Origin of the sequence: Labedella populi, from assembly GCF_004078655.1 — a bacterium.
Lineage (GTDB): Bacteria > Actinomycetota > Actinomycetes > Actinomycetales > Microbacteriaceae > Labedella > Labedella populi.
The window spans coordinates 45,317-68,044 of record NZ_RZNC01000002.1 but is presented as its reverse complement, the minus strand read 5'-3'; the positions used below and the strand labels follow the sequence as shown (position 1 = coordinate 68,044).

Sequence of the window (22,728 nt, the reverse complement as noted above, 5' to 3'; positions counted from 1 at the left end):
GTCGCCTAGGCCGCCCGCGCGGCCGGCGGAGCGACCCGTGCGATCACGCGCGTCACGATGTCGACCGCGGTGGTCCCCGCGAACTCCGCTTCGGCGTCGACGATGATCCGGTGGGCGAGGACGTGGGGCGCCAGGTCGCGCACGTCGTCCGGAGTGACGTAGAGGCGCCCCTGCGAGAGCGCCCACGTCTTCGCGATACGCGCGAGCGCGAGTCCTCCGCGCATGCTCACCCCGAGGGCGGCGTCCTCGTCCTCGCGGGTGCCCTGCAAGAGGTCGGTGATGTACTCCATCACGGCGCGCTCCACGTGCACCTCGGAGGCGAGCTGGATCATCGCGTTGACGGCGTCGACCCCGATGATGGCCGAGACTCGCGATGCCCGGGCACGGTTCGCGGCGTCCATCAGCAGATCGACGCTCGTCTCCCGGTCGGGGTAACCGAGCGACGTCTTCACGAGGAACCGGTCGAGCTGCGCCTCGGGGAGCTTGTACGTGCCGGCCTGCTCGACCGGGTTCTGCGTCGCGATCACCATGAACGGTCGACCGACCGTGTGCGCCTCGCCGTCGACCGTCACAAGGCCTTCCTCCATGACCTCGAGGAGGGCCGACTGCGTCTTGGGCGACGCGCGGTTGATCTCGTCGGCGAGGACGATCTGCGAGAAGATCGGGCCCTTGTGGAACTCGAATTCACGCGTGTTCTGGTTGTAGATCGTGACACCCGTCACGTCGGAAGGCAGCAGGTCCGGCGTGAACTGGATGCGCGAGTGGGCACCGTCGAGCGTGTTGGCGAGTGCCTTCGCGAGGACCGTCTTCCCCGTCCCTGGGTAGTCCTCGAGCAGCACGTGGCCCTCGCTCACCATCGCGGCGACGACGAGTCGGATGACGTCCTGCTTGCCGAGGATCGCTTTGTCGACGTTGTCGACGAGGCTCGTGAAGGCGTCGCGGAACCACGCGGCCTGTTCGGTCGTGACGGGCACTGGACCTACCAATCTGTTCTGTTGGATTCGACGTCGTTGATGACGACGTACTTGGGTTGCCCCTTGTAGCCGTTGTAGCAATGAAGATCGCCCGAATAATTGCCATTCGCGTCGAAGTACAACAGGCCGTCGGCTGAGTTCTGCCCCGTCGTGATCTGCCAGGGCTCACCGCGTTCGCCGGGCCCGTAGCAGGTGGCGTCGAATTGGGCGCCCCGTGCATCAACGAAGTTCCGCGCTTCGACGTGGTAGAAGTAGCCCGTTGAGGACTTCGGATTCTTCGCACCTCGTGACACGGTCAGCGTGGCTTCCGGCTTGTTGTCGAGCGCAACACGGTTCGACGTCGCCCACGGCCCACACCCGGCGGGCGAGCATGCCTGGACGCGGAAGTCGTAGCTCCCCTGACCGACAGTGCGACTCGTCGCGCTCGTGCCGCCCGTACTGCCGTTCCCGCCCCCGCTGAACTCCCAGTTGTAGGAATCGACGCGGCCGCCGTTGTCGCTCGGGGCCCCCCACGTCATCGAGAACGCGCTGTCCGCGTACTCCTTGTTCTTCGAGATGCGCGGGTTGGTCGGGGCGCTCGGGGTGCCGTACGCGGTCTCGCTCGCGGACGCCGAGGCGGCGCTCTCGCCGACGCCGTTCGTGGCGGTGACGGTGAAGCTGTAGGTCGTGCCGTTCGTACCGGCGAAGCTGCACGGGACGCCCGGTGAACAATCGGTCCGGACGGTGCCGTCGTTGCGCGTGACGGTGTAGCCGGTGACCTCCGAGCCGTTGTTCGCCGGCGTCGGATTCACCGAAACCGTGATGTTCCGGTCGCTCGCGTTCAACGCCGGAGCCGGCGGCGCGTCGGGCACGTCCGTGACGGTCACAGAGGCGCGGCCTTGCGACGTGCGGGAGGGGTCCTTCGTGGCGTCCTGGATCGTGTAAATGACGCTGATGGACTGGCTCTTCGGCGTTCCCGTCTGGATGACGACGTTCCGTCCGCTGATCGACGCCGTCGCCTGGCCGGATTCGACGGCCACGGCGGTGATCGTGAGGTCCTGGTCGGGGAACGGATTGAAGTCGTTGTCGATCACCGGGACGGTGACGGTGCTGTTCTTCCGCGCATCGGGCGACGCGTCGTCGTACGCGAGCGGGAGGGGCCGGGAGGAGGCGACGACACGGATGTTGATCTGACCGGTCACCTCGAACTCCCGGTAGGTGACCGTGACGGGGATCGAGGTCGACGTCCCGGGCTGCACGCCGAACGGTGCGCTCGCGGTGAGTGTCGAGCCCGACAGCGTCGCCTGGATCCCGCCCGTCGGCTGGCCGAGCGATCCGAAGCTCAAGGAGCGGAGGACATCGGCGTTCGGGTGGGCGGCGGATTCGCGCAGGTCGATCGGGAACGGCGTACCGTCGGCCTCGATGGACAGCGTCGGGTTCGTGAAGGTGGGCGCTTCGTCCTTCATCTCGGGGTCACCCACCGTGATGGGCATCGTCAGCAGAGACACACCGAGTGCCGTGCCATCCGAGACCTCGAAGGTCAGCGACGCGGGGCCACGGTAGTCGGGTGCCGGCGTGAAGGTGACGGTCTGGTCGTTGACGTAGTTCGGGGTGCCGTCGCTGCGGTTGCTCGAGACCTTCTCGGGGTCGGTGAGGGCGATGTCCTTGCCCGTCGGCGACTCGGCGATCTCGCTGAGCCTCCACGTCTTCGTCTGGTTCTTCTCCACGATCCGCTCCTCCTCGATGAGGACGGGAGGAAGGCCGTCGGAGAACGGCGGGACGACGACGAACGCGGCGGAGCTGAGCCCGTCGACGTCGTTGGTGAGCCGGTACGTGATCGCGGTGCGCGTGTCGCCGAGCGTGACACGCGCGGTGCCGTCCTCCAGAAGCTCGACCGCGCCGGCGTTCGGGCCCTCGACGGACGGCACGAGGTCCTGGACCCGGCCTCCGGGGTTCGACGCCCCCTCCCGCAGATCGATGTCGACCGTGCGCTTCGCGATCACGTCCCTCGCCTCCACGACGTGGTCCTCCACGCCGGGCGGCTGGATGCGGGCCTCCTCGGTGACGCGCACCTGCACGTAGGCGTTGTCGGTGCCGCCGTGACCGTTCGAGATCGTGTAGCGGATCGCGAACGAGGTCTCCTCGTCCGGAGCCTCGATCTCCACGGTGCCGCCATCGACCTCCGCGGTGACGTTCGATGGCACGTCGCCGAGGTCCTCGGTCAGTTCGATCGAGTAGTCGTTCGGGTCGGAATCGTTCGCGAGAACCGGGACGCTCACGATCCGGCCGGGCCGCACCTCGATCCGGTCGTCGACCGCGATCGGCGACATGTCCTGAGCCGGTCGTTCGACGACCGCGATCTTGATCGTCCCGGTCGCCGTGGCGCCGTCGACGTCCTTCACGCGGTACTCGAACGTGTCGGTGCCGAATTGCGTGGGGTTCGCCTCGTACACGAACGTGTCACTCGTCGCGTCGCGGACGAGACCGAGCTGGGGCGCTCCCGTTATCCCGTCGAACACGACGGAGTCGCCGTCGCCGTCGAGTCCGTCGAGAGGCACCTTGACCTCGACGTCCGCGCCGGCGAAGACCCGTGCCGTGAGGGTGGGGGCGGTCGGGGCCAGGTTGTTCTCCGCATCAACCGGCACGACCGTGAACAGGACGTTGCCGACGGCCTTCTGCTGGAACTCGTCCGTCACCTGATACGTCGCCGTGTACACACCCGGCTCGGACGGCGCCTGATACCGGACGCGGTCGCCCGTGACGAAGGACAGGCCCTTCTCGGCGGACTTCGTGAGGTCCTGATCCACGGTCATGACGGCGTTGTCGGGATGCAGGTCGTTGTCGAGCACAGGCACGCTCGTGATGTCGCCCGCTCGCACCTTCACGACGTCGTCCTCGAGGATCGGCGCCTGGTGCTTCGTCAGCGGAGCGACCGGAACAACCGTCACCGTCGTCGTCGCATCGTAGGAACCGTCGGACAGCGTGTAGGAGAACTGCAGTTGCCTGTCGACGGCCTCGTTCGCGGTGACGCGCACGACCGACTGTCCGAGCAGTTCGACCGAGAGGGACGAGGCGTCGTCCGGAACGGTGAGTGAGCGGACCGCGAGGACCGAGCCCGATGGCGACACGTCGTTGTTCAGCACCGCGAGGCTCGTGGGCTCGTTGGGACGCAGATAGAGCGTGTCGCGGACGGCGATGGGCCGACCGATCTCCTCCGGAACCTGCCTGACGTCAAGGCGTGCGAGGCCGACGCTCGTCTTCGGGCCCGCGGAGAGCGTGTACTTCACGTAGTAGGTCCCCGGGGCGCCGGCCGAGAGGTTGAGCACGCCCGTGTCGGTGTTCGGGGTGATGCCGAGCCCGCCCGTGAGCGCCTCCGCACCGACGAGAGCGAGTGGTGCTCCCGAGGGCGAGACATCGTTGTCGAGCACATCGAGTTCGACCGCTTGACCCGCGAAGGTGTCCACGAAATCGGGAGTACCGACGGGGTTCATCGACCCGGCGGGCTTCGCGTCGAGCGCGAACTGTCCCGTCGCGTCGGTCGTCCCGTCCGAGACGACGAAGACGATGTCACGCACGCCGAGCTGTCCGGACGAGTGGGTCACCGTGATGAAGCCGTCCGGTGAGAAGCGGACGCGGTCTCCCGCCTCGGAGGCGGCGCTCTTCAGGTAGATGTCGTCCCCGTCGGGATCGCGCCAGTCCGTGAGGACGTTGTACGAGACGGTCTGGCCCGACTCGACGGAGGACGCGGCGACGCGCTGTTCCGCCGGCGCCTCGTTGAGTTCGTACGGAACGACGCGGATGGACAGTGATGCAGTGGAGACCCCGCCGGAGCGACCGTCCGAGACCGTGTACCGGAGCGAGATCGTCCCGGAGGTCTTCGACTCCGCCGGAGTGAACTGCAGCGCGCGCCCCCCGCCGATGTATTCGAGTGTTCCGTCGGACTCGGAGACGCCCGTGTCCGAGATCACCGTCAGCACGTCACCGTCGGGGTCGGTGTCGTTGTCGAGGACCGGGAGGACAGTCGAGCGGCCGGGGCGCGCCCCGATGTCGTCGTCGCGGGCGAGCGGGGCGCGGTTGGTGTCGGTGCGTTCGGCGATCGTGTCCTCGAACGACTGTCGAGACGCCTTCTCGTCGCCTTCCTCGCCCTCGTCCTCCTCGGGAGGAGTGACCTCCTCCCAGTTCTGCACGAGTCGCATGTTCGCGTCGACGAGCCAGATGTCGCCGGTGAAGAGGTTGTTGAGGGCGATGATCTGCCGGTTCACCCGGAACATCAACGGCGACCCGTCGGCCGTGGGCTCGACGTCCTGCCGGTCGATCTCGGTCTCGTCGCAGACGGCGAGGTACCGGCTCGACGACGACCACGCCCCGTGCCAGCAGCCCGACAGGTTGACCGGCGCCGCGACGTCCGTGGCTTCTGTGGACGCGGTCGCGACCTTCGCGTCGACGACCATGGGGGCTTCGTCGCCCTCGAGCGGCACCGCGACGAGCGAGTCGCCCGTCGCGACGAGCGCCACGTCGTCCGACGCGCTCGACTGCTGGAGCACGAGGCCCTCGCCCGGCAGATCCACCGTCGAACCGTCGCCCCGGACGACGCGGTTGTCGGTGCGGTCGAAGATGACGGGCTTCTCTCCGGCGGCGGCGATCTCGACATCCTCGAGCGGCGGCAGCTTCTGCGTCGACGACTCCGAGCCGTCCGACGGCAGCACATGCAGTTCCCGCTCTTCCGTGGAGACCGCGAACACGGTGCCGGTCGAGGACACGGCGACGTGGGACCCGATGCCGAGTTCGAGGATCGGATCGGTGTCGACGGTGCTGAGCTGCAGGCCCGACTCCACGTCCGTCGTCCAGAGCTCCCCGTCCACCGACAGCACCGCGAGGGTCGTGGAACCGAGGGCGACGCTCGAGCCGGCCGGGATGTCGGTCTGCTCCACGAGGGTCGTGAACGAGGGATCGATCATCTCGATCGTGGATCCGGTGAGGTCATGCAGGACGACGGTCTCGCCGTCCTGCAGCACGTCGATCTCGTTCGAGACCGTCTGCACCGCGGCGTCGAGCTCCTCGATCTGGCGATTCAACCGCCCCGCGAGCAGCTCCGTGCCGTTCGTGACCCAGACGTCCTTCGCCTCGAGCGTGACGTCGGTGACGGGGAAGCCGTCGTGCAGGATCGCGAACGACACGGGGACGGCCACGAGGACGGACACGGCGACGATGGAGGCGGTGACCTTCCGGCCGCGCAACCACGCGCGTATCCCCAACCCCGTCACATCCCCTCGGCAGCGCTTCGCGTGTCTCCAGCCGTCACGGACACGGTCGCCCGACGGCACGCCGCCCGACGACACAGAGCGGCCCCCGGGAAGAAACGCTAACACGCACTCCGTCCGGCTCTCATGCCCGACGGAGTCCGCTTCGCCCCCCCAGTTCAGGCGGGTCTTCCGCATTCGGCTCAGGCCGGAGGCTCCGCGAGACCGGCCGTCGACTCCGCGGCGTCGTCGGCGTTCCGGTCGAGCAGGATCAGATCGTCGGCGTCCACGAGCCGCGTCGAGACGGCGTATTCGACGAGACGCGCACGCCGATTCGTCGCGAGCTTGCCCCGACCGCCGCGGAGCCCCTGCACGCCGTGCCGGTCGAGCTTTTCGCACACGTTGTCGAGTTTCCGGTTGAACGCCGTCTGCGTCCAGCCGAGCCGCGCGGCGGCGTCGGCCGATGCCGGGATCTCCCCGCGGCCTGGCGAGTTCTGCTTGAGGATGTCCTCGGCGAGCGCCACGACGAGCAACCGCTGGCTCGTCGTGAGGGTGATCGGTCCGACCGTCGTCTCCCCCGACGACGCCGACGTGAGCTGCGACGTCGCGAAGTAGTCCGACGTCGAATGGATGGTGAAGTCGTACGTCGTGGACCCGGCGCTGAAGAGGACGTTGAGCGTCGGGAAGACGATGGGGAGGCGAGCGTTCGGGGCGAGCCACGCCTGCACCTGACCCGAGTCGTCGGTCACGGTCGCCGACAGCAACGTTCCGACGTTGGCGAGCCACCAGAGGTCGTTCTCCTTCGACACGGCGAGGAAACGCCGATGGAGGAAGGGGTTCTCGTCGATCACGAGGTCGGCGTCACGGCCGATGTAGAAGGGCTCGTCCGGGTGGACGTCGTACCACTCCCCGCAGAATTCGATGCGTGGGTTGCTCACTGTGTGCACATCTCCAGAGGTTCGGGTGATTGTCGGCCGGAGCGCACGATCCAGACGGACACGCACACCTCGTCGCCCGGCTCGATGCCGTCGACGGTCGCGGACGGAGTACTCGTCGGTGTCTTGTCACCGGCGACCCCGTCCGTGCGCTGCCAGATGTAGCGGTCGCCCTCACGGGCGTCCGGGTTCGTCCATGAGAAGGCGACGGACGTACCGCCGTCGCCGACCGCGATGTCGCCCGCCGCCGGCGTCGGCACTCCCTCCACGTGGAGGGGGTCGTCGTCGATCGGCCCCGTCGTCTCGACAGGCTCCTCGGCGCCACCGAGGACGACGCCCGCGGTCACCGCTCCCCCGACGAGGAGCACCACGAGGCCGATCACGACGGTGGGGATCCACCGGCGCCGCGCTCGCACGGTCGAGCGGCGCGTTCCGCGAACCGTCTCGTCATCCACGCCGGGCGTCGAGGGCGGACCGGTCGGAGCAGCGCCCCGGACGGTCCGCTGCCCGAGGGGTGCGCCGACGGGTGAACGCGACGTCGACGCCGCCGCCGGCTGCACGATGACAGGGCGTCGGATGATCGTCGGATCGTCGGCCCCCCTCGCATCCTGGTTCGTCGCGGCCTGGCTCATCGCGGCCTGGCCTGTCGCGGCCTGGCCCGTCGCCTTCTGGCCCGGGGCCGTGATGCGGCCGGCGGGAGCGTTCCCCGGGGCCTGCGCCTCGACGGTACGGATGTCGCGCATGCGGGTCGCATCGGGATCGCCGCTCTCGGGCCGCGCGCTCGACGGGATCGCGAGGTTCGGCACATCGATCGTCGTGGGACTGAACGACAGCTCGAGTTCGACGCCCTGCAAGGCCCGGGCGAAATCCAGCACGGAGTCGTAGCGGGACGCTGGGTCGACGGCCATGCCTCGGGCGAGCACGAGGAGCAACGATCGGGGGATGTCGGGACGATCGTCCTCGAGCGGCGTCACGGTGCCGCGCTCGATGCGTCCGATGAGATCGACCATCCCATTGGGCCTGCCGCGCACCTCGAACGGTGTGTGACCGGCGAGCAACGTGTAGATCGTGGCCGCGAGCGAGAAGACGTCGCTGCGCACGTCCGTCTGCGGGTGATCGGCGAACATCTCGGGTGGCGACCACGGGATCGACATCCCGATCGTGGGGCTCGTGCCGCCGTCGGGCTCCCCCGCCGACGTTCCCGTCACGGGCACCAGTCCGGCATGCGCGTGGTCGGGTTCGAGCGCCGCGGAGATGCCGAAGTCGGTGAGCGCCGGCCAGCCGTACGCGTTGGTGAGAACGTTCGCCGGCTTGATGTCGCGATGGAGGATGCCCGCAGCATGCGCCGTCGCGACGGCACTCGACACGCGCACGCCCGTGCGCAGCGCGTCGGCGACGGTAAAGCGGTGGTCCTTATACTGCTCGGCGAGGCTCGGCCCGGCGCAGTATTCCATCACGAAATAGGGGCGACCGTCGGCTGCGACGGCCGCGCCGTAGATCGTCACGATGTACGGGTGCGCCGAGAGCTGGGCCATGAGATTCGCCTCGCCCACGAAGGCCGAGCGGGACCGGTCGTCGATCGTCTCGGCAGCCAGAACTTTGACCGCCACCTCTCGCCGTGGCAGCTCCTGCTCATAGAGGTAGACGTCGCTGAAGCCGCCGGATCCCAAAGGGCGGAGGAAGGTCAGTCCGGGGATGTCCGGCGGGCTCGTGGGGGCACGACGCACCGTCACACCGCCCGCACACGCATCGTGACGCCGCCGCCGAGATCGACTTGCGTCCCAGAGGTCACGGGAGTCGGCTCTCCACCTCGCAGCTTCTCGGGCGCACGGCCCGGGACGACGACGATCGTGCCGTTCGAGGAGTGGAGATCCGTCACGACGACCGTTCCGCCCTCCACGGCGATGCGGACGTGGTTCCGCGAGATGTCGTCACCCACGAGCGTGACGAGGTGCGGAAGCGCGGACGCCGGCACTCCCGCGACACTCGGGGCGCGTCCGAGGACGACGGGCACGTCGAGGGGCTGTCGCGAACCCGACGGCAGCTCGAGCTCGTACCGCTGCACGGCGAAAGACGGGGGTGTTGCAGCCTGGACGTGCGCCCCCTGGCGGGCGGCGCGGAGGTCCTCGGCGAGCACCGTGAGGCCGTCGTGGTCACCGAGCGTGTCGGCGGGCAGGGACGAGTCGTGCAACGGGAGGGAAGGCGCGGCCGGCGCCCGGGGAACGGGAGGACCGGGTGGCGTCTCGGCAGCGGCGCGCGCCGCGAGTACCGCGCGTGATGGACGGGCGATCGTCTGACCATCGACGGGGTCGTCGTCGTCGATGGGGGTCTCGTCGTCGTCCGTCGCGGTTATCCGGGACACCCACACGGACCCGCCGTCGAGCTCGAGCTCGACGGCGTGGGTCCCCGCGTCGCCGAGCTCGAAGGAGACGGCCGTGACGGCGTCGATGTGCCGCTCCGTCCAGCTCGCGAAACCGCGCGCCTCTACCGTCTCGTCGCCCGTGCGCGTCGAGACGAGTGCGCGGCCCTCGCCTCGAGCGACGATGCCCACCCCGTCGCCCTCGAGTCGGCCGGGCATCCAGAAGGCGAGAACGAAGGAGGGAGTGTTGGTGAGCCCCGACGACGTCAGCGCGTCGAGGAGTTCCTGGACCGTCGAGCCACCGCGCGCGAGGGCGACGAGCGGCTCGATCCGCTCACTCGTGACCTCCAGGCGCACGGCGAGCAGGCACCCCGGCGCGGCGATGGCGAGCCACTCGGGGGTGACGGCCGGACGGTAACGGAAAGCGGGCATGCGTCATGACCTCATGTTCTGGGAAGAGTCTCTTCGAGGACGCCGAGCGCCCTGTCGTCGGCGTACCCCGGGCGGTGCGGGCCGGTGTCGGTGCTGACGGCGTCCACGACGACGACGGTCACGTTGTCGCGCGACCCCTGGCGGATCGCACGCTCGACGAGCGCGGAGGCGGCGTTCTCCGGGCCGGCGTCGAGGTCGGCGACGATCTCGGCCTCGGAGACGTCGCGCGTGAGGCCGTCGGAGCAGATGACGAAGGTCTGCCTGCCGGACACCGGGATGAGCCACACGTCCGGGTCGGCGTCGTCCTCGACGCCGACCGCGCGAGTCACGACATTCCGGTCGGGGTGCGCTGCTGCCTGCTCGCGCGTGATCGAGCCGTCGTCGAGCAGCTCCTGCACCGCCGAGTGGTCGACCGTCACCTGGCGCAGTCCGCGCTCGTCGCGCAAGTACACCCGGGAATCGCCGATATTGAACACCATCCAGTGCAGGTCGATCTGCGTGGAAAGGCTCACGAGAGCGACACCCGCGATCGTCGTGCCGGCGATCCCGCCTCGTGTGCTCCAGGCCCGGACCGTCGCGTTGGCCGCCGTGATGGCCGTGAAGATCGCGTCGGGAGCGGTGGGCCGCCCCGGCCTCACGCTCAGGCCGAGCTGCTCGACCATCGCTCGACTGGCGAGGTCGCCGCGATGATGCCCGCCCAGACCGTCCGCGACGGCGAACACGGGCGCCGCGCTGAAGAGACTGTCCTCGTTGACGGCCCTCACCGGGCCCGTCTCCGTCCTCCCCGCAGCGGCGATCGAGATCTCCGACCGTTCGTCGGCGATCAGGATTCGATTGTCCACGCGAGCGTCCTTCCCGAGGGCCTGTACGCGGCAGCGGACCCCATCCGCCACGCTAGTCGACAGCCGACACGACCCGCGATGGGGATCGCTGCCCATCGCGGGTCGCGTCCTCGGGTCAGGCCCGAGCGGCGGGACCCGCTTCGAGCACGCGCTCGTACTCCTCGCGGGCCTCGACGTTGCGCTGGCGTACGACGCGCCCGCGCTTGCCGACCCAGACGCCGAACCAGATCGGGACTTCCCGTGCGATGACGAACGCGAGCACGGCGGCCGGGCTGAGAGCCTGAGCGAGCAGGAACGACGGCACTTGCGACGGCGCGACCTCGTACGCGTTCTGGATGAGCGCGCCACCGAGGGCCCCCGCGTACGTGATCAGGGCGACGACGAGAGCGCCGATGACATAACCCCACCACGATGCTCGCGTCAGCACGACGATGAGCAGTACCCAGGCCAGGAAGAACACGACGACGGGGACGTAGAACGCCGCGCTCGTGAGGATCGCGGTGCTCGCCGCGGCGTAGTCGACGGATTCGCCCGCGACGAGCGGCGTCAGCAGCAGCGCCGCGAAGTAGAGGGCACCGAAGACCAGGGTGGTAAGGAGCCCGACGAGCACACCGAAGCCACGGTTGCCCTTCTTCTTGGGCGGAGTGGGAGCCTGCACGTAGACGGGGCGCTGCGCGGCGTCGGAGTCGGAACCGGAGCGGGAGTCGGAACCGGAGCGGCCGGTGCCGTCGGCGCGGTCGTCCCCGTCGTCTGCTGAAAGGTCACGGTCGAGTGGCGCGGTCGCTGGGCCCGCCGCTCCCGTCGCCGCGACCGCGGCGACGCCGGCGCCCGCGCCTACGGCTGCCGGCTCTCCGAGGGCCTGCGGCGGGTACGGGTGGTGCTCTTCGTCCGGGGACGGCTTCGTGAGCGGGGGCTCGGAGTCTGCGTCGGATTCCTGGTGGGCTCCGTAATCGATGACGATCTCCTCGCCACGCGGGCCTTCGGTTGCCGGCGCCGGCTCCGCGTCCGTCGCACCGATCGGATACGGCTCACGCTCCTCCCCCGCGAGATCGTCGGAACGCGCCGACGAAGACGTAGAGGGAGAGGTGGAGGTGGAGGAGGACGTGCCGGAAGCGACCGGAGCCTCGTAGACCTCGGCCGGCGTCGCGGGCTGCACCGGCTCGGCGGGCACTCCGGCCGCCTCGCGGTCCGGGGCGTGTTCCGCTGCTGCGTTCACTCCCGCGTCGTACTCTCCCTCGTTCGCGCCGCCCTGCCGCACCGCGTCGAGGTTCGTGTCCTCATGCGACTGTTGATCCGCGACGAACGACTGCTGATCCTCGACGAACGATCCGTCGGGCGACGTCTCGCGGGGCGAGTTCTCGTGGTCTGGCGTGTTCGACGTCATGGCGGAGCTCCCGTTTTTCTGCAGCGAGCAGGTCGTCTGCTCGGGCACGACTCTAACGCGGGAGTGCACCCCCGGCCGGGTGGCACGCGGGGGTCGGACGAGCCCGTCCGTTCGACGGCTCCCTCACCGGGACTACTCGGACGCCGGCCAGAGGGACTCGACGATGTCCTGCGTGTACCGGTCCGGTGCGAAGTTCACCCAGTGCGTCGCGATCCACACGCCGCCGCGGACGAAATGGGACTCACCCGTGCGGTAGGTACCGAGGTCGTCCGTGACGGTGTCGCTCTGGATGCAGCGCCGCCCCTCCGACTCGTCGTAGCACTCGAAGGCGAGTGCGTCGAGTTGCTCGAGGACGGCCGCCGCCGTGCCTTCGTCGACCTGCGTGATGTTGGTGTTGAGGCCGTACTCGCCCGCGAAGCCCCAACTGCACTTGACGGTGTTGCCGTCGGTGATGAGCGCGGCGAGGACCGGATCGGTCGCACCGAGGCTGTCCGTGACCGAACCGTCGTTGAGCGGAAGACCGGTCGACTCGAGGTAGTCGTACATGTCCGGCGAGTAGATCTGCTCGCAGTCCGTCGGGCGGGGGGCGGCGATGGCGGGCTCGACGGTCTCCGCCGGCACCGGACGCGAGCCGTCGCCTCCGGCGGTTCCCGTGTCGGGGCGGGTGGGGTTCGCCATGCCCGCGCCGCCCATGTGGGTCAGGAGCGCGAACACGCTTCCGGCGAGGAGGGCGAGAACGGCGGCGATCGCGATGGCCGAGCCGATCCACAAGCGGCTGCGAGGCGGCGGCGCCTCGCGGTCCCCGTCGGGCTCGACGGGCGACGAGTCACGGTGTTCACCGGCGACGTCGGGTTGCGTCATGGCTCCTCCAGGGGCGGTCGATCCTCCGTCGATGCTACCCGGCCACGCGCGACGCGCCGCTGCGGCGAACGGTGCCCTCACGGGATCGCGAGCCGACGGTGGTCGCTATTCGTCGGCTCCGTCCGTCGAATCGCCCGCGCCGAGCAGGACGTAGACGGAGCCCGTGGACGTCGCCGTGAACTGCTCCGTCTCCTCGTCGGAGGCGACTTGGAGGGACGTGATGAGGAACAGGCGTTCCCCGTGTTGCACACGGTCGACGAAGTCGAGCACGGCCTCGTTCGAGCCCGTGACGGAGACCGTGATCTGCATCGCGTAGAAGTTCTCGGGAGTGATGAGCGGATCCGTGATGACGGGCGGGCCGGACGGCTCGGCGGGTGCCGCCGGGGCGGCCGGGGCCTCTCCCTCGTTCGCCTCGGCTCCGTCAGACTCCGGGTCGACGGGGACCTCGACGACCGGCGGCGTATACGCGACGAGAGGCGAGGGCGTGACGTTCGTGACCGTCGTGCCGCTCGCCGCGGCGAGCGCGTCGAGCTGGTTGAACAGGAGCGTCGTGTCCTCCGTGACGGGGATGGAGCCGCGAAGATCCTCCCGCTCGTCCTCGAGCGCGCCGAGGCTCGCGAAGTCCTTCTCGAGGCGCGCGACCGTCGCCTCCGTGGCGAGGTTCTGGGCCTCGACGCCGCGACGTTGCTCGTCGGTCGCCCGCATCGCGGCGAGTTGCGGCTCCACGCCGACGAACCAGCCGAGCACGAGGACGGCCACCGCGACGATCGCGGCGCCGATGATCCACAGCCTCTGCGCGTTCATTCGCCGCCCTCCGTCGTGATGTCGGTGCCGTCGGTGGCGTCGGCCCCCTCGGCCCCGATCTTCTCGTCGTCCGGCGTGAAGCGCTGCGACCACGCCCCCTCGTTGATCTGCATCGTCACGGCCGACGTGTACGACTGGCTCTCCTCGTCGAGGGTGACCGAGTTCGGCGTCGCACTCACATAACCCGGGAGCTCGGCGAGGCCGTCAAGCCACGACGTCACGTCGGGAAGCGTGGCGCTCACGGCCGAGAACGTGAGCGTCGCGACCCGGGACTGCTGCAGCGGCTCGTCCGACTGGGCGAACTCGGCGAGCGGCGATGCCGACTCGACCGAGACCGACATGACGACGACGTCTGTCGGAAGCTTCGACTGGACGCCGAGCAAGTAGTCCTTCCAGAGGATCTCGGTCGATGCTCCGACCTTCTGCCCGCTCTCGATGAGGGCGATCTCCTCCTGCACGCGGCGGACCTCGATGTACTTCGCCTGTTCGGCCAGCAGATCCGAGGTTCGAGCCTGAGCGGCGAGGAGAGCGAACTGGCTCTGGACGTTGAGCCACGTCGCACCACCGGCCGCCAGCCCGACGACGACGAGCACCCCGAGGAGTCCGAGCAGGAGCCGACGCCTCATGGACTTCGCCCGGTGCGCGGCGATGATCTCCGGCGGCATGAGGTCGGCGCGTGGGCGCCGACCGACCGCGAGTTCCTCGATCGTGCTGCGGCCGCTCACGCTGCGGCCTTCCCGGCGGTTCTCGCCTCGGCGTCCCCGACCGCGAGGCCGAGGGCGACGGCGAACTCGGCCTGACGCGCCTGCAGCGCGGCGACATCGACGCCGCGGGCCGTTCCGAACGTCGGCAGGACGTCGACGGGGACGACGGGGAGCCGCGTCAACTCCGCAAGCGCCTCGGGAAGGCCGCGCAGGAAGCTCCCGCCCCCGCACACCTGGATGCGTCGGATGGGTGCGTCCGAGCGGGTGTGTGTGAAGTAGGCGACCGTGTTCCGGATGCTGCCGAGGAGGTCGCTCGTCACCTCGTTGATGATGTTCATCGCCGGTTCGAGCGACGACTCCGGGACCCGAGTGGTGAGACCGACGGAGCGCTTGAGGATCTCGGCCTCACTGTTCTCGATCTCGAGCCGGAGGCGCAGCGCCTCCGTCGTGTCGTCCCCGCCGGACGGGATGATGCGGAGGAACTGCGGGACGCCGTGGGTCGAGATCACGACGGTCGTCGCCGTCGCCCCGACCTCCACCACGGCCTCGGTGTCGAGGCCCGCGGCGGCCGACGCCGCCGTTCCCAGGAGCAGTCGTGAGAGGGCGAAGGGCACGAGGTCGACGCCGCGGGTCGTGAGACCCGCGAGTTCGACGGCCCGTACATTGCCGAGCACCGCCTCCTTGATGGCCGCGACGAGAAGCCCGTTCACCACGGGTCCCGATTCCGAGTTCGCCTCCGAGACGGGGTAGAAGTCGAGCAGCGCCTCCTCGACCGGCACCGGGAGGTGGTCCTGCACCTGGTACGGGAGGGATTCCCGAATGCGGGTGATAGACATCCGTGGGAGCGTGAGGTCACGGGCGAGGACGCGCTGGTTTCCCATGCCGATGACGACGTCCTTCGAGCCGAAGCCCGCAGTCGACCACAGCCGTTTCAGGGACGAGGCGACCGTGCGCTGCTCGATGACCTCGCCCCGGGACACGGCGCCTTCAGCGAGCGGGATCTCCCCGAACCGGAGCACTGTGGGCCGCGCCTTATCCGGGTCTTTGAGCTCGACTGCTCGGATGGCGACGCTCCCGATGTCGATGCCGACGACGCTCGATGCCATGTGGATCTCCTGTCCTGTGGTGCTGGTGGTGCGCGGGGTACTGGTGGTGCTGATTCCTGGTGGTGCGGGGTGCTGGTGCGTCTAGTACTGCACGTGCGTGTGCTGATGCGTGTACTGCTCCTGGCGGATCGGCCTCAAGCGAGGCCGAGTGATGAGAGATAGAGATCTGCGAGCGGCGCTCCGGCGACGATGCCGATCCATGCCCCGAGGAGCATCCACGGACCGAAGGGGATACCGGAGCCGCGGCGAGCGCGGCCGGTCGCGAGAAGGACGATCGCGAAGAGGCCGCCCGTGAAGAAGGCGCCGCACGCGCCGACGATGAGCTCTTCCCAGCCCAACCAGGCGAGGGCGAAGCCGAGGACTCCGGCGAGCTTCACGTCGCCGAGTCCCATCGCACCGGGCTTCACGAACGCGAGGACGAGGTAGAAGGCGGCGAGCACGACTCCTCCGATCGCCGCTCGTCCGAGCGCGCCCGGGTCGCCGGCGATGATCGAGGCCGTTCCGAGGAGGACGGTGAGCACGACGTATGCCGGAAGGACGATGCGGTCCGGCAGGCGGTGCACGTCGAGGTCGATGAGACCGAGCGCGAGTGAGATCGCGGCGAGGTAGAGGAACGCGACGAGCCCGAGGCCGGATGCGATCACGGCGGTCGGCGTTGCCTGGAGCCCCGTGCTCGCGGTCCACCACCAGGCGACGCCCACGAAGGCGGCGCCGCCGGCGAGCTCGACGAGCGGATACCGCGCGGAGATCGGTTCACGGCACGACCGGCACTTGCCGCCGAGGACGAGCCATGACAGCACCGGCACGTTGTCATACGGCTTGATGCCCTCGCCGCAACCCGGGCACGCGCTCGGCGGGCTCACGACCGAGAGTCCGTTCGGCACGCGGTACACGACGACGTTGAGGAACGAGCCGATGAGGAGACCGAAGACGCCGACGAGGACGGCCCCGACGGTGAGGAGGGGGACGAGATCGGCCGGAGTCATGCCGGGCTCCCATCGGGGTTGAAGGCCGTCTTGACCTCGACGATCTCCGAGACACCGTACGTGGTCGAGACTGGGGACAGGAACTTGGGCGGGGCCATGTACTTGAAGCGCGGATCATACGAGTAGCTCTTCACGTATCCCGTTCCCCCCGTTGTTGCGACCGGCCCGCGGAACTTCTGAGCGATAGCCCCCATCACGGTGAGAGTGCCCAGTCCATCACCCTTGTCATGGTTCTGGACGATGAAGGTGTGGGCGACGGAGAGAATCGCCGCGTCAATCCGTCGGTCCTTCGTGCTCGAGAGATTCTCGTAGTTGCTGCAGGTCGTCTTCCTTCCGTATCTGTCCTCGTTCCATGACGTACATTTCACCGGCTTGTGCACCCACACCGAATTCTCACCCACGAGTCCGAGGACGTCATCGGAGGCGCTCTCGTACCTGAGGTCCCCGGTCACATAGATGTAGTTCTGTGCCGCCAGCGTCACCTCACCGTCGAGGGTGCCTTTGACGTAGACATCGCCGTTACGACATCCATAGTGCGCCGGGGAAGCGTACGGCACTTCCTCATCGACAGCGGGATACCGGACGCTGGAGCCGAAGAGCCAGCTATTCCCGTCCGTACATGAGAAGGACGTCGGGTTCGTCGTCGTCGGCCAATAATTCACGTTGGTCGACCGGTCAGGAACGTTCTGCACGTAAATCAGGTTCTGCGGGATGACATCGATCGTTGCACCGGCCTCTGACCCGAGCTGCCCCGTGGCGGTGCCCACGGCGCCGCACTCGGGCGGGGTGCTCCCGTCGGCGGCCCCCTCTCCGAGGATTCGCGTCTGCTTCGTGAAAGGCGACTTGACGTTCATTTGCCCGTCGCTTGTTAACGTGATGATCGTGGGACCGGTGTATAGACAACCGGGCCGCTGCACCGTGTCGAGGTCCGTGCGGGTTTCGCTCAGCATCTGCGAATTGGTCTTGGGCATGCCCACGCTTTTCGCGACCTTCGGCTTGACGGTGAAGACGGGATCCCCCGGGCAACTCCACCCGCCGACCTTCTTGTACAGATCGCCGACGCTGTTGGCCGTCGTGAACTCACCGCGGAATTTCGTCTGGCCGCAGACCAGCACCGTGTCGTTCGAATGAAGCGGACCGTTGATGACGTCATTCGCTGCGAACTGGATGTCCGTGCAATACGACGGATGCTGATTGTACGGGCTCGACCACGCGTAGGCCGGGACACAACGCGAGTTCTTGGTGAGGATGGGGTCCGTCATCTCGTAGTCGGTGAAGTAGAGGTAGTCGACAAAACCTTCCTGCTTCACATTGACGACAATCGTGCGAACGACATCCCCGACGCGTCCGCTCGAACGGACGCGGAGAGACCCCGTCGCCTCGTACTGCCTGTTGTCGACCTCATATCGGAATTGGGCACCGTTGGTGCTACCGGGAACAGACGCCCATGTGCCGGCGATTCCTGATCCGAAGGCGTCGTTCGGTTCAGTCGGGAGCCTGACGTCGCTGCCGGCGCTGAAAACGGCGCCCGGGTCGCCGTACCTGACATAGGTGTTGTCGTTGGACAGCCGCGATTTGTAATCCTCGACACCGGCATAGGCGGCCGCGATCGCGGCGTTCCAATCGGCATCGTGCGAAGACTTCCGCGTCCCGCTCACCGCGATCGCGGTCGCCGTGCCGACGAAGACGAGCAGAACCATGCCGATGATGATCGTCATGGCGAGCGCTGCGCCGTCGTCAGCTCCATCCCGCCACCGCGACAGGACACGGGCGAAGCGGCTCACGGGAGTGTCCGATTCTGACCGAGGTTCGGGATGCCCACCGTATTCACGAGCGTCACCCGCGCACGTTCGTCCGTGGTCGATCCCTGGATGGTCAGCGTGATGGTCACCGAAGCGATGCTGCGAAGAGTCTCCTCATCCGTCACACCGCCCGGCGGCACCGTGATCGCCGCCCCGTTCACATCCGAATAGGTGAACAATGGCTGGCGCGCTCCGCCATCCGACAGCGCCTCGGCCTGCGGCACCACCGAGGCCGCGAGCTCACGCGTCGCCGTCGGCGCTTCCCAGGCGGGGAAGCTGTAGAACCCGTTGACGGGTCCCGCCGCCGCCCACGTCGTCTCCATCAGATTGTCATCGACGACGGAGAAGCGCACGCGAACCGGAGTCTGATCACTATTGGCGAGGTTCACGTACGCATACATGGTGAGCGAGGTGCCATCGGCCGCGACGAAAGTGGGCTTCGGCTCGATCGCCCCCGCGACCGGGTAGGGAGTGCCCGCGCGAACGACGCGAGTCATCTCGTTCATGCCGTTCGAGGCCATCCGGGTGTTCGTGTCGAGCGAGGACGAGACGGAAACCACCTGGACGGTGCTGATGTAGAGATTCGCGATGAGTGTCGTCACGATGCCGAAGACGAGGATGCCGACGACCAGTTCGACCAGCGACATCCCGCTCTCACCCGTCTGGGAGGAATAGCGCCGCCGCGCGCGCTCGCGTTCCAGCGTCATGGAGTCACCACCGGTCGGCGAGGATCGAGAATGACGAGTCCGTTGGTGGAGCTTCCGCCGGTCACCGGCACCGCGGACGTGCCCGGCATCACGCCCACCGTGCCGGAGCTGGTCGTGAAGGACCAGACTCCGAACGGCATCACGAATTGTTTCTCTCCGCTGATGGAGCCGAGCACATAGGTCATCGAGGTGTCACACCCCGGCGCATCGCCCGAGGGGGTGTCTTCGGAGGCACTGACCGAACGTGCCGTCACGGTCGCCGTCGACCCGGCCGGCATCGTCAGTTTGACGACAGCCACCGGAACGGAAGCGGTCGTCGACGTCCCCGGTGCCGCTGACGTCGGGGGAACGACGAATCCAGAGACAGCGGCTCCGTCCGCCGCTGTCGTATCGGGCCAGCGTGCCGGGTCGATCGCATCGCACGCGATACCGCCGCCGGACACCTCGGAGATCTTGCCCGCCAGGACGGTGTAGCCCGAGTCGGAGGGGAACAGCTTCGGGCGGACCGAGCCGACGGTCGTCGTGACCGTTCCCGCCGTGCTCGAGAAACTGAGATCCAAAGCCTCCGGAGCGGTGACACTTCCACCCGCACCGTGAATGAACGTCGGGGCGAAGTCGACCGCTAGGTCATAGGAGAACGAGACGGCGGTGGCAGACCCTTGAGTGACGCGACGATCCTTCTGCGTTTCGACTGCCGCGTGTGCCGAGGTGACGTACCCGTCCTTCGCGATCGTCACGTCGTAGTTGCCGGGCTTGATCTTCAGGGCATAGGTGCAACCACTCAGGTCCGTCACCGGGATGGGTTCCGTGGGCGACTCCGCACCTTCTGGCGTCGACGACGGTTTGACCGTTACGGCGATACCGGGAGCGCCCGTGCCGTCTGCGCGCGTCACCTGCACCGTGATCGTCCCCAGAGTCGGATCGTTGATCTTCGATCCGGGAGCCACGACGGTGTCGGAACGCACCGTCCGCGCGGCGCCACCGACACCCCAGGATACGGCGACATTGATCCGCTTGTGTTGGAGAACGCCATCGCCCGACCCGCAGTCGGACGACGCGATACCGCTGTTCACCCAACCCGTGCTGCGCGACACCGTGTAGGGGACGCCGTCGACCTCCTGGACGCGTGTGGCGTTCTGGATGGAGAAGATGTCGTCGACGGAGCGGACGAGGTCGATCTCCTGCGCCGCGAGGTTCGCGGCGACCTGACGCCCACGGTTGTCCCGAGAGGACTGCAGTGTCGCGAGCATGGAGTAGGCAACGCCTAGGGCGAGGATCGCGAACACCATCATCGCGACGACGAGCTCGACGAGGGTGAGGCCGGAGTCCGGGGAGGAGGGCGTCGCACGGATCGAGCGGGAGGGAGCGGGGAACACCCTGCGGAGTTCTGGCATCGTTCCTTCCTCTTTTGCATGAAGCAGGGCGGCGCTTGAAGCCTTGTTCCGGTGTCGCTTGGCAAAATTCACGCCCGTTAGAACGCCGGCGTCGTCGGACGCTCGAGCTTAGGAGCTGGCTGCGTAACGGACGACGGTGGGGCGCCAAACAAGCGACGCCCCACCGGACCACTATCGAAGCCGAGCCTCGAACAGATCAGCGATTTCTCGTTACGGGGTTGCAGTCGGGCAACCGCCGTCTTCTACGCCACCCGCCGAGGTGATGTGGAATTCTTTCGCGGCGTCATCAGCGCGCGGCGCCTCGATGCAGAAGGCGTCCGCCGCACCTGTGACGCTGATGGTTCCCGTGTCCGTCGACTGGGTCCAACCGTAGTTTTCAAGTGCCGTCTTGGTCGCCGCAACGGTCTCGTCCGGGAACGTTCCGTCCTCGGTTAGGTATGCAGTGACCGCGATCTTCGCATTCGTCAGGTCGGACTGAACCGCGGAGTTCCGGGCATTGTCCTGAACACCGATGTAGATCGGGATGGCGATCGCGGCGAGGACGCCGATGATGATGACGACCACGAGGAGCTCGATGAGCGTGAAGCCCTTGTCGCTGTCCTTGAGGGCGGCCTTACGTGCGGCGAGTGCCGCGGTGATACGAGCAACCATGAGGGGTTCCGTTCTTGGTGATGTGCGTGCAGGGCGTGGGTCGTAAGGCCGGGTTTTCCTTGACCCTGGACGATGTTAGGCGTGAACAACTGCTCGTGAAGACACGCCAACGGGGGTGAAAATGCCCCGGTCGTTACCCCAATATCGGGGTGGCACCCCCTCCGGGCGTACACCGAACGGGGGGCACGTGTGCCGCAGTCGGGGGGTGAATCGTGTGAATTGAGAGACCACCTCCGGATCTTCATTTCGGGGTGACTACGGCGGGTCGGGTTCGGTCGTATGGGTGCGGCCGGCCGGGCTCGTCCACACGAGTCGCGCTCCCCCGCCCGTCGGCGCAGGATCCGTCCGCGCGACACTCCACGCCGTCTCGTGCTTGAGGTGGTGGTGCCCGGAGCACAGCGCGGCGAGGTTGTCGGCGGCCGTCTCGCCGCCGTCGGCCCAGGCGACGGTGTGGTCGATCTCGCAGCCGCGAGCGACCCGGCCGCAACCGGGAAAACGGCACCGTCCGTCGCGCAGCTGCACGAAGCGTTTGAGATCGGCGGGCACGGCATACGAGTCGCGGCCCACCGAGAGGACGACGCCCGTCTCCGGGTGGGTGAGGATGCGCGTGAAGCTCGGCGCTTTCGCGGCCAGACGTCGCGCGGTGTCCGCGTCGATGGGGCCGTAGCCATCGAGCGCGCCGGGCGCCTCTGAGGCCCCCAGAAGCGTCAGGACGGGCACCGTGACGTGAACGGTCGGCCGGATGGCGTCCGCCCCGGAGACACCCTCCGAGGCCGCACCGAGGAGGAGGTCACGCGCAATGTCGGCTCGCGTCTGCGCGAGGGTGCGGCCGCTCCCCCGCGCGGCTCGTCGAGCAAGGCGCGACAGCCGTGCGTAGGCGGCGTGCGCCTCCTCGGCCGGGAGGTAGTGGTGCAGCCAGGCCATGCCGTCGTCGGCGTTCTCGAGCACGACGCGGCGCTCCGACGTCGCGCGGCGCACCCGCACCTCGATTGACTCCGGAAGCAGCCGCTCACGAACACGACGCGCGCGTCGACGCACCGCTGGAGGGTTGAGCGCCTCGGCGAATGGCACGGTCTCGGCTTCGAACCGTGCGAGCCGCTTCTCCGCGTCTCGCGGATCGGCGTCGCTCGGGTGCGCGCCGAGCCCGATGCTCTGCTCGACGAGGACCCGCGCATGTCGCTCACCGATGCGCCCCTCGGCGAGCGCCATGAGTGTCTGCGGAAGTCGCCGGACGAGCCGCTCCGCCTCGTCGACGTCGCGGGCGATGACGGCCTCGGACTCGTGCACGGCCGTCGCGATCTCCGCGATCAGAGCCCGATGCGCAAGTTCTGCTCGCCGCCCCGGGTCGAGCCCGACGGATGCCGACCAGCCGCCGCGGCGCCCCAGTTCGTCGGCGACCTCGGCGGCCGCACCGATGCGGTCGAACTCGGGCTCGCGGGAGCGCAACTCGACGAGGACCCTCGCCTGCAGCGCCGCCTCGCGCGACGCGACAGCTCGACTGGCGACGAGCGCGTCGAGCAGCGCCGCGCGGGAGGCGGTGGCGAGCTCGTCGGGGTCCATGAGGAGAG

17 protein-coding genes are annotated in these 22,728 nt (G+C 68.3%); all 17 read right to left on the bottom strand.

What is annotated here, in order from left to right:
- Positions 1–5: 5 nt before the first annotated feature.
- The 17 genes from ELQ92_RS05965 to ELQ92_RS05885 all read right to left on the bottom strand — a co-directional run bounded on the left by ELQ92_RS05965 (position 6) and on the right by ELQ92_RS05885 (position 22,720).
- Positions 6–974: an AAA family ATPase gene (locus ELQ92_RS05965; RefSeq protein WP_128498111.1), complete on the bottom strand. Its 969-nt coding sequence runs from the start codon at positions 972–974 to the stop codon at positions 6–8.
- 5 nt (positions 975–979) lie between these two features.
- The gene (locus ELQ92_RS05960) at positions 980–6,217 is read right to left on the bottom strand and encodes an Ig-like domain-containing protein (RefSeq protein WP_128498110.1); all 5,238 of its coding nucleotides are present in this window, start codon (positions 6,215–6,217) and stop codon (positions 980–982) included.
- Between the two features lie 179 nt (positions 6,218–6,396).
- Positions 6,397–7,131 (bottom strand): FHA domain-containing protein, encoded by a 735-nt coding sequence (locus ELQ92_RS05955; RefSeq protein ID WP_128498109.1) that lies wholly within the window; start codon positions 7,129–7,131, stop codon positions 6,397–6,399.
- Positions 7,128–8,861: a serine/threonine-protein kinase gene (locus tag ELQ92_RS05950; protein ID WP_128498108.1), complete on the bottom strand. Its 1,734-nt coding sequence runs from the start codon at positions 8,859–8,861 to the stop codon at positions 7,128–7,130. The genes ELQ92_RS05955 and ELQ92_RS05950 overlap by 4 nt, the downstream gene beginning before the upstream one ends.
- Entirely contained in the window at positions 8,858–9,919 is a 1,062-nt protein-coding gene (locus ELQ92_RS05945; protein ID WP_128498107.1) for an FHA domain-containing protein, read from the bottom strand. The genes ELQ92_RS05950 and ELQ92_RS05945 overlap by 4 nt, the downstream gene beginning before the upstream one ends.
- Positions 9,920–9,930: 11 nt before the next feature.
- Complete coding sequence (locus tag ELQ92_RS05940) at positions 9,931–10,761, bottom strand: PP2C family protein-serine/threonine phosphatase (protein WP_243694901.1); 831 nt, start codon at positions 10,759–10,761, stop codon at positions 9,931–9,933.
- A gap of 115 nt (positions 10,762–10,876) precedes the next feature.
- Complete coding sequence (locus ELQ92_RS05935) at positions 10,877–12,145, bottom strand: class-II aminoacyl-tRNA synthetase family protein (protein WP_128498105.1); 1,269 nt, start codon at positions 12,143–12,145, stop codon at positions 10,877–10,879.
- Positions 12,146–12,277: 132 nt separating this feature from the next.
- A complete protein-coding gene (locus ELQ92_RS05930) occupies positions 12,278–13,006 on the bottom strand; it encodes a hypothetical protein (protein ID WP_128498104.1) in 729 nt (242 codons plus the stop codon).
- 105 nt (positions 13,007–13,111) lie between these two features.
- Positions 13,112–13,810 (bottom strand): hypothetical protein, encoded by a 699-nt coding sequence (locus tag ELQ92_RS05925; protein WP_128498103.1) that lies wholly within the window; start codon positions 13,808–13,810, stop codon positions 13,112–13,114.
- The gene (locus ELQ92_RS05920) at positions 13,807–14,535 is read right to left on the bottom strand and encodes a hypothetical protein (RefSeq protein WP_128498102.1); all 729 of its coding nucleotides are present in this window, start codon (positions 14,533–14,535) and stop codon (positions 13,807–13,809) included. Before ELQ92_RS05920 ends, ELQ92_RS05925 begins: the two co-directional genes overlap by 4 nt.
- Positions 14,532–15,620, bottom strand: coding sequence for a type IV pilus assembly protein PilM (pilM, locus tag ELQ92_RS05915; RefSeq protein ID WP_128498101.1), 1,089 nt, complete (start codon positions 15,618–15,620; stop codon positions 14,532–14,534). The genes ELQ92_RS05920 and pilM overlap by 4 nt, the downstream gene beginning before the upstream one ends.
- Before the next feature lie 134 nt (positions 15,621–15,754).
- Positions 15,755–16,606, bottom strand: a complete 852-nt coding sequence (locus tag ELQ92_RS05910) for a prepilin peptidase (protein ID WP_128498100.1) — start codon at positions 16,604–16,606, stop codon at positions 15,755–15,757.
- Positions 16,603–18,264, bottom strand: coding sequence for a hypothetical protein (locus tag ELQ92_RS05905; protein ID WP_243694900.1), 1,662 nt, complete (start codon positions 18,262–18,264; stop codon positions 16,603–16,605). Before ELQ92_RS05905 ends, ELQ92_RS05910 begins: the two co-directional genes overlap by 4 nt.
- Positions 18,265–18,386: 122 nt before the next feature.
- The gene (locus ELQ92_RS05900; RefSeq protein WP_128498099.1) at positions 18,387–19,115 is read right to left on the bottom strand and encodes a hypothetical protein; all 729 of its coding nucleotides are present in this window, start codon (positions 19,113–19,115) and stop codon (positions 18,387–18,389) included.
- Positions 19,112–20,509 (bottom strand): prepilin-type N-terminal cleavage/methylation domain-containing protein, encoded by a 1,398-nt coding sequence (locus tag ELQ92_RS05895; RefSeq protein WP_128498098.1) that lies wholly within the window; start codon positions 20,507–20,509, stop codon positions 19,112–19,114. Before ELQ92_RS05895 ends, ELQ92_RS05900 begins: the two co-directional genes overlap by 4 nt.
- Positions 20,510–20,719: 210 nt before the next feature.
- The gene (locus tag ELQ92_RS05890) at positions 20,720–21,160 is read right to left on the bottom strand and encodes a type IV pilin protein (RefSeq protein ID WP_128498097.1); all 441 of its coding nucleotides are present in this window, start codon (positions 21,158–21,160) and stop codon (positions 20,720–20,722) included.
- A 255-nt stretch (positions 21,161–21,415) separates the two neighbouring features.
- On the bottom strand, positions 21,416–22,720 hold the full coding sequence (locus ELQ92_RS05885; RefSeq protein ID WP_128498096.1) for an HNH endonuclease signature motif containing protein: 1,305 nt from the start codon (positions 22,718–22,720) through the stop codon (positions 21,416–21,418).
- Positions 22,721–22,728: the final 8 nt, after the last annotated feature.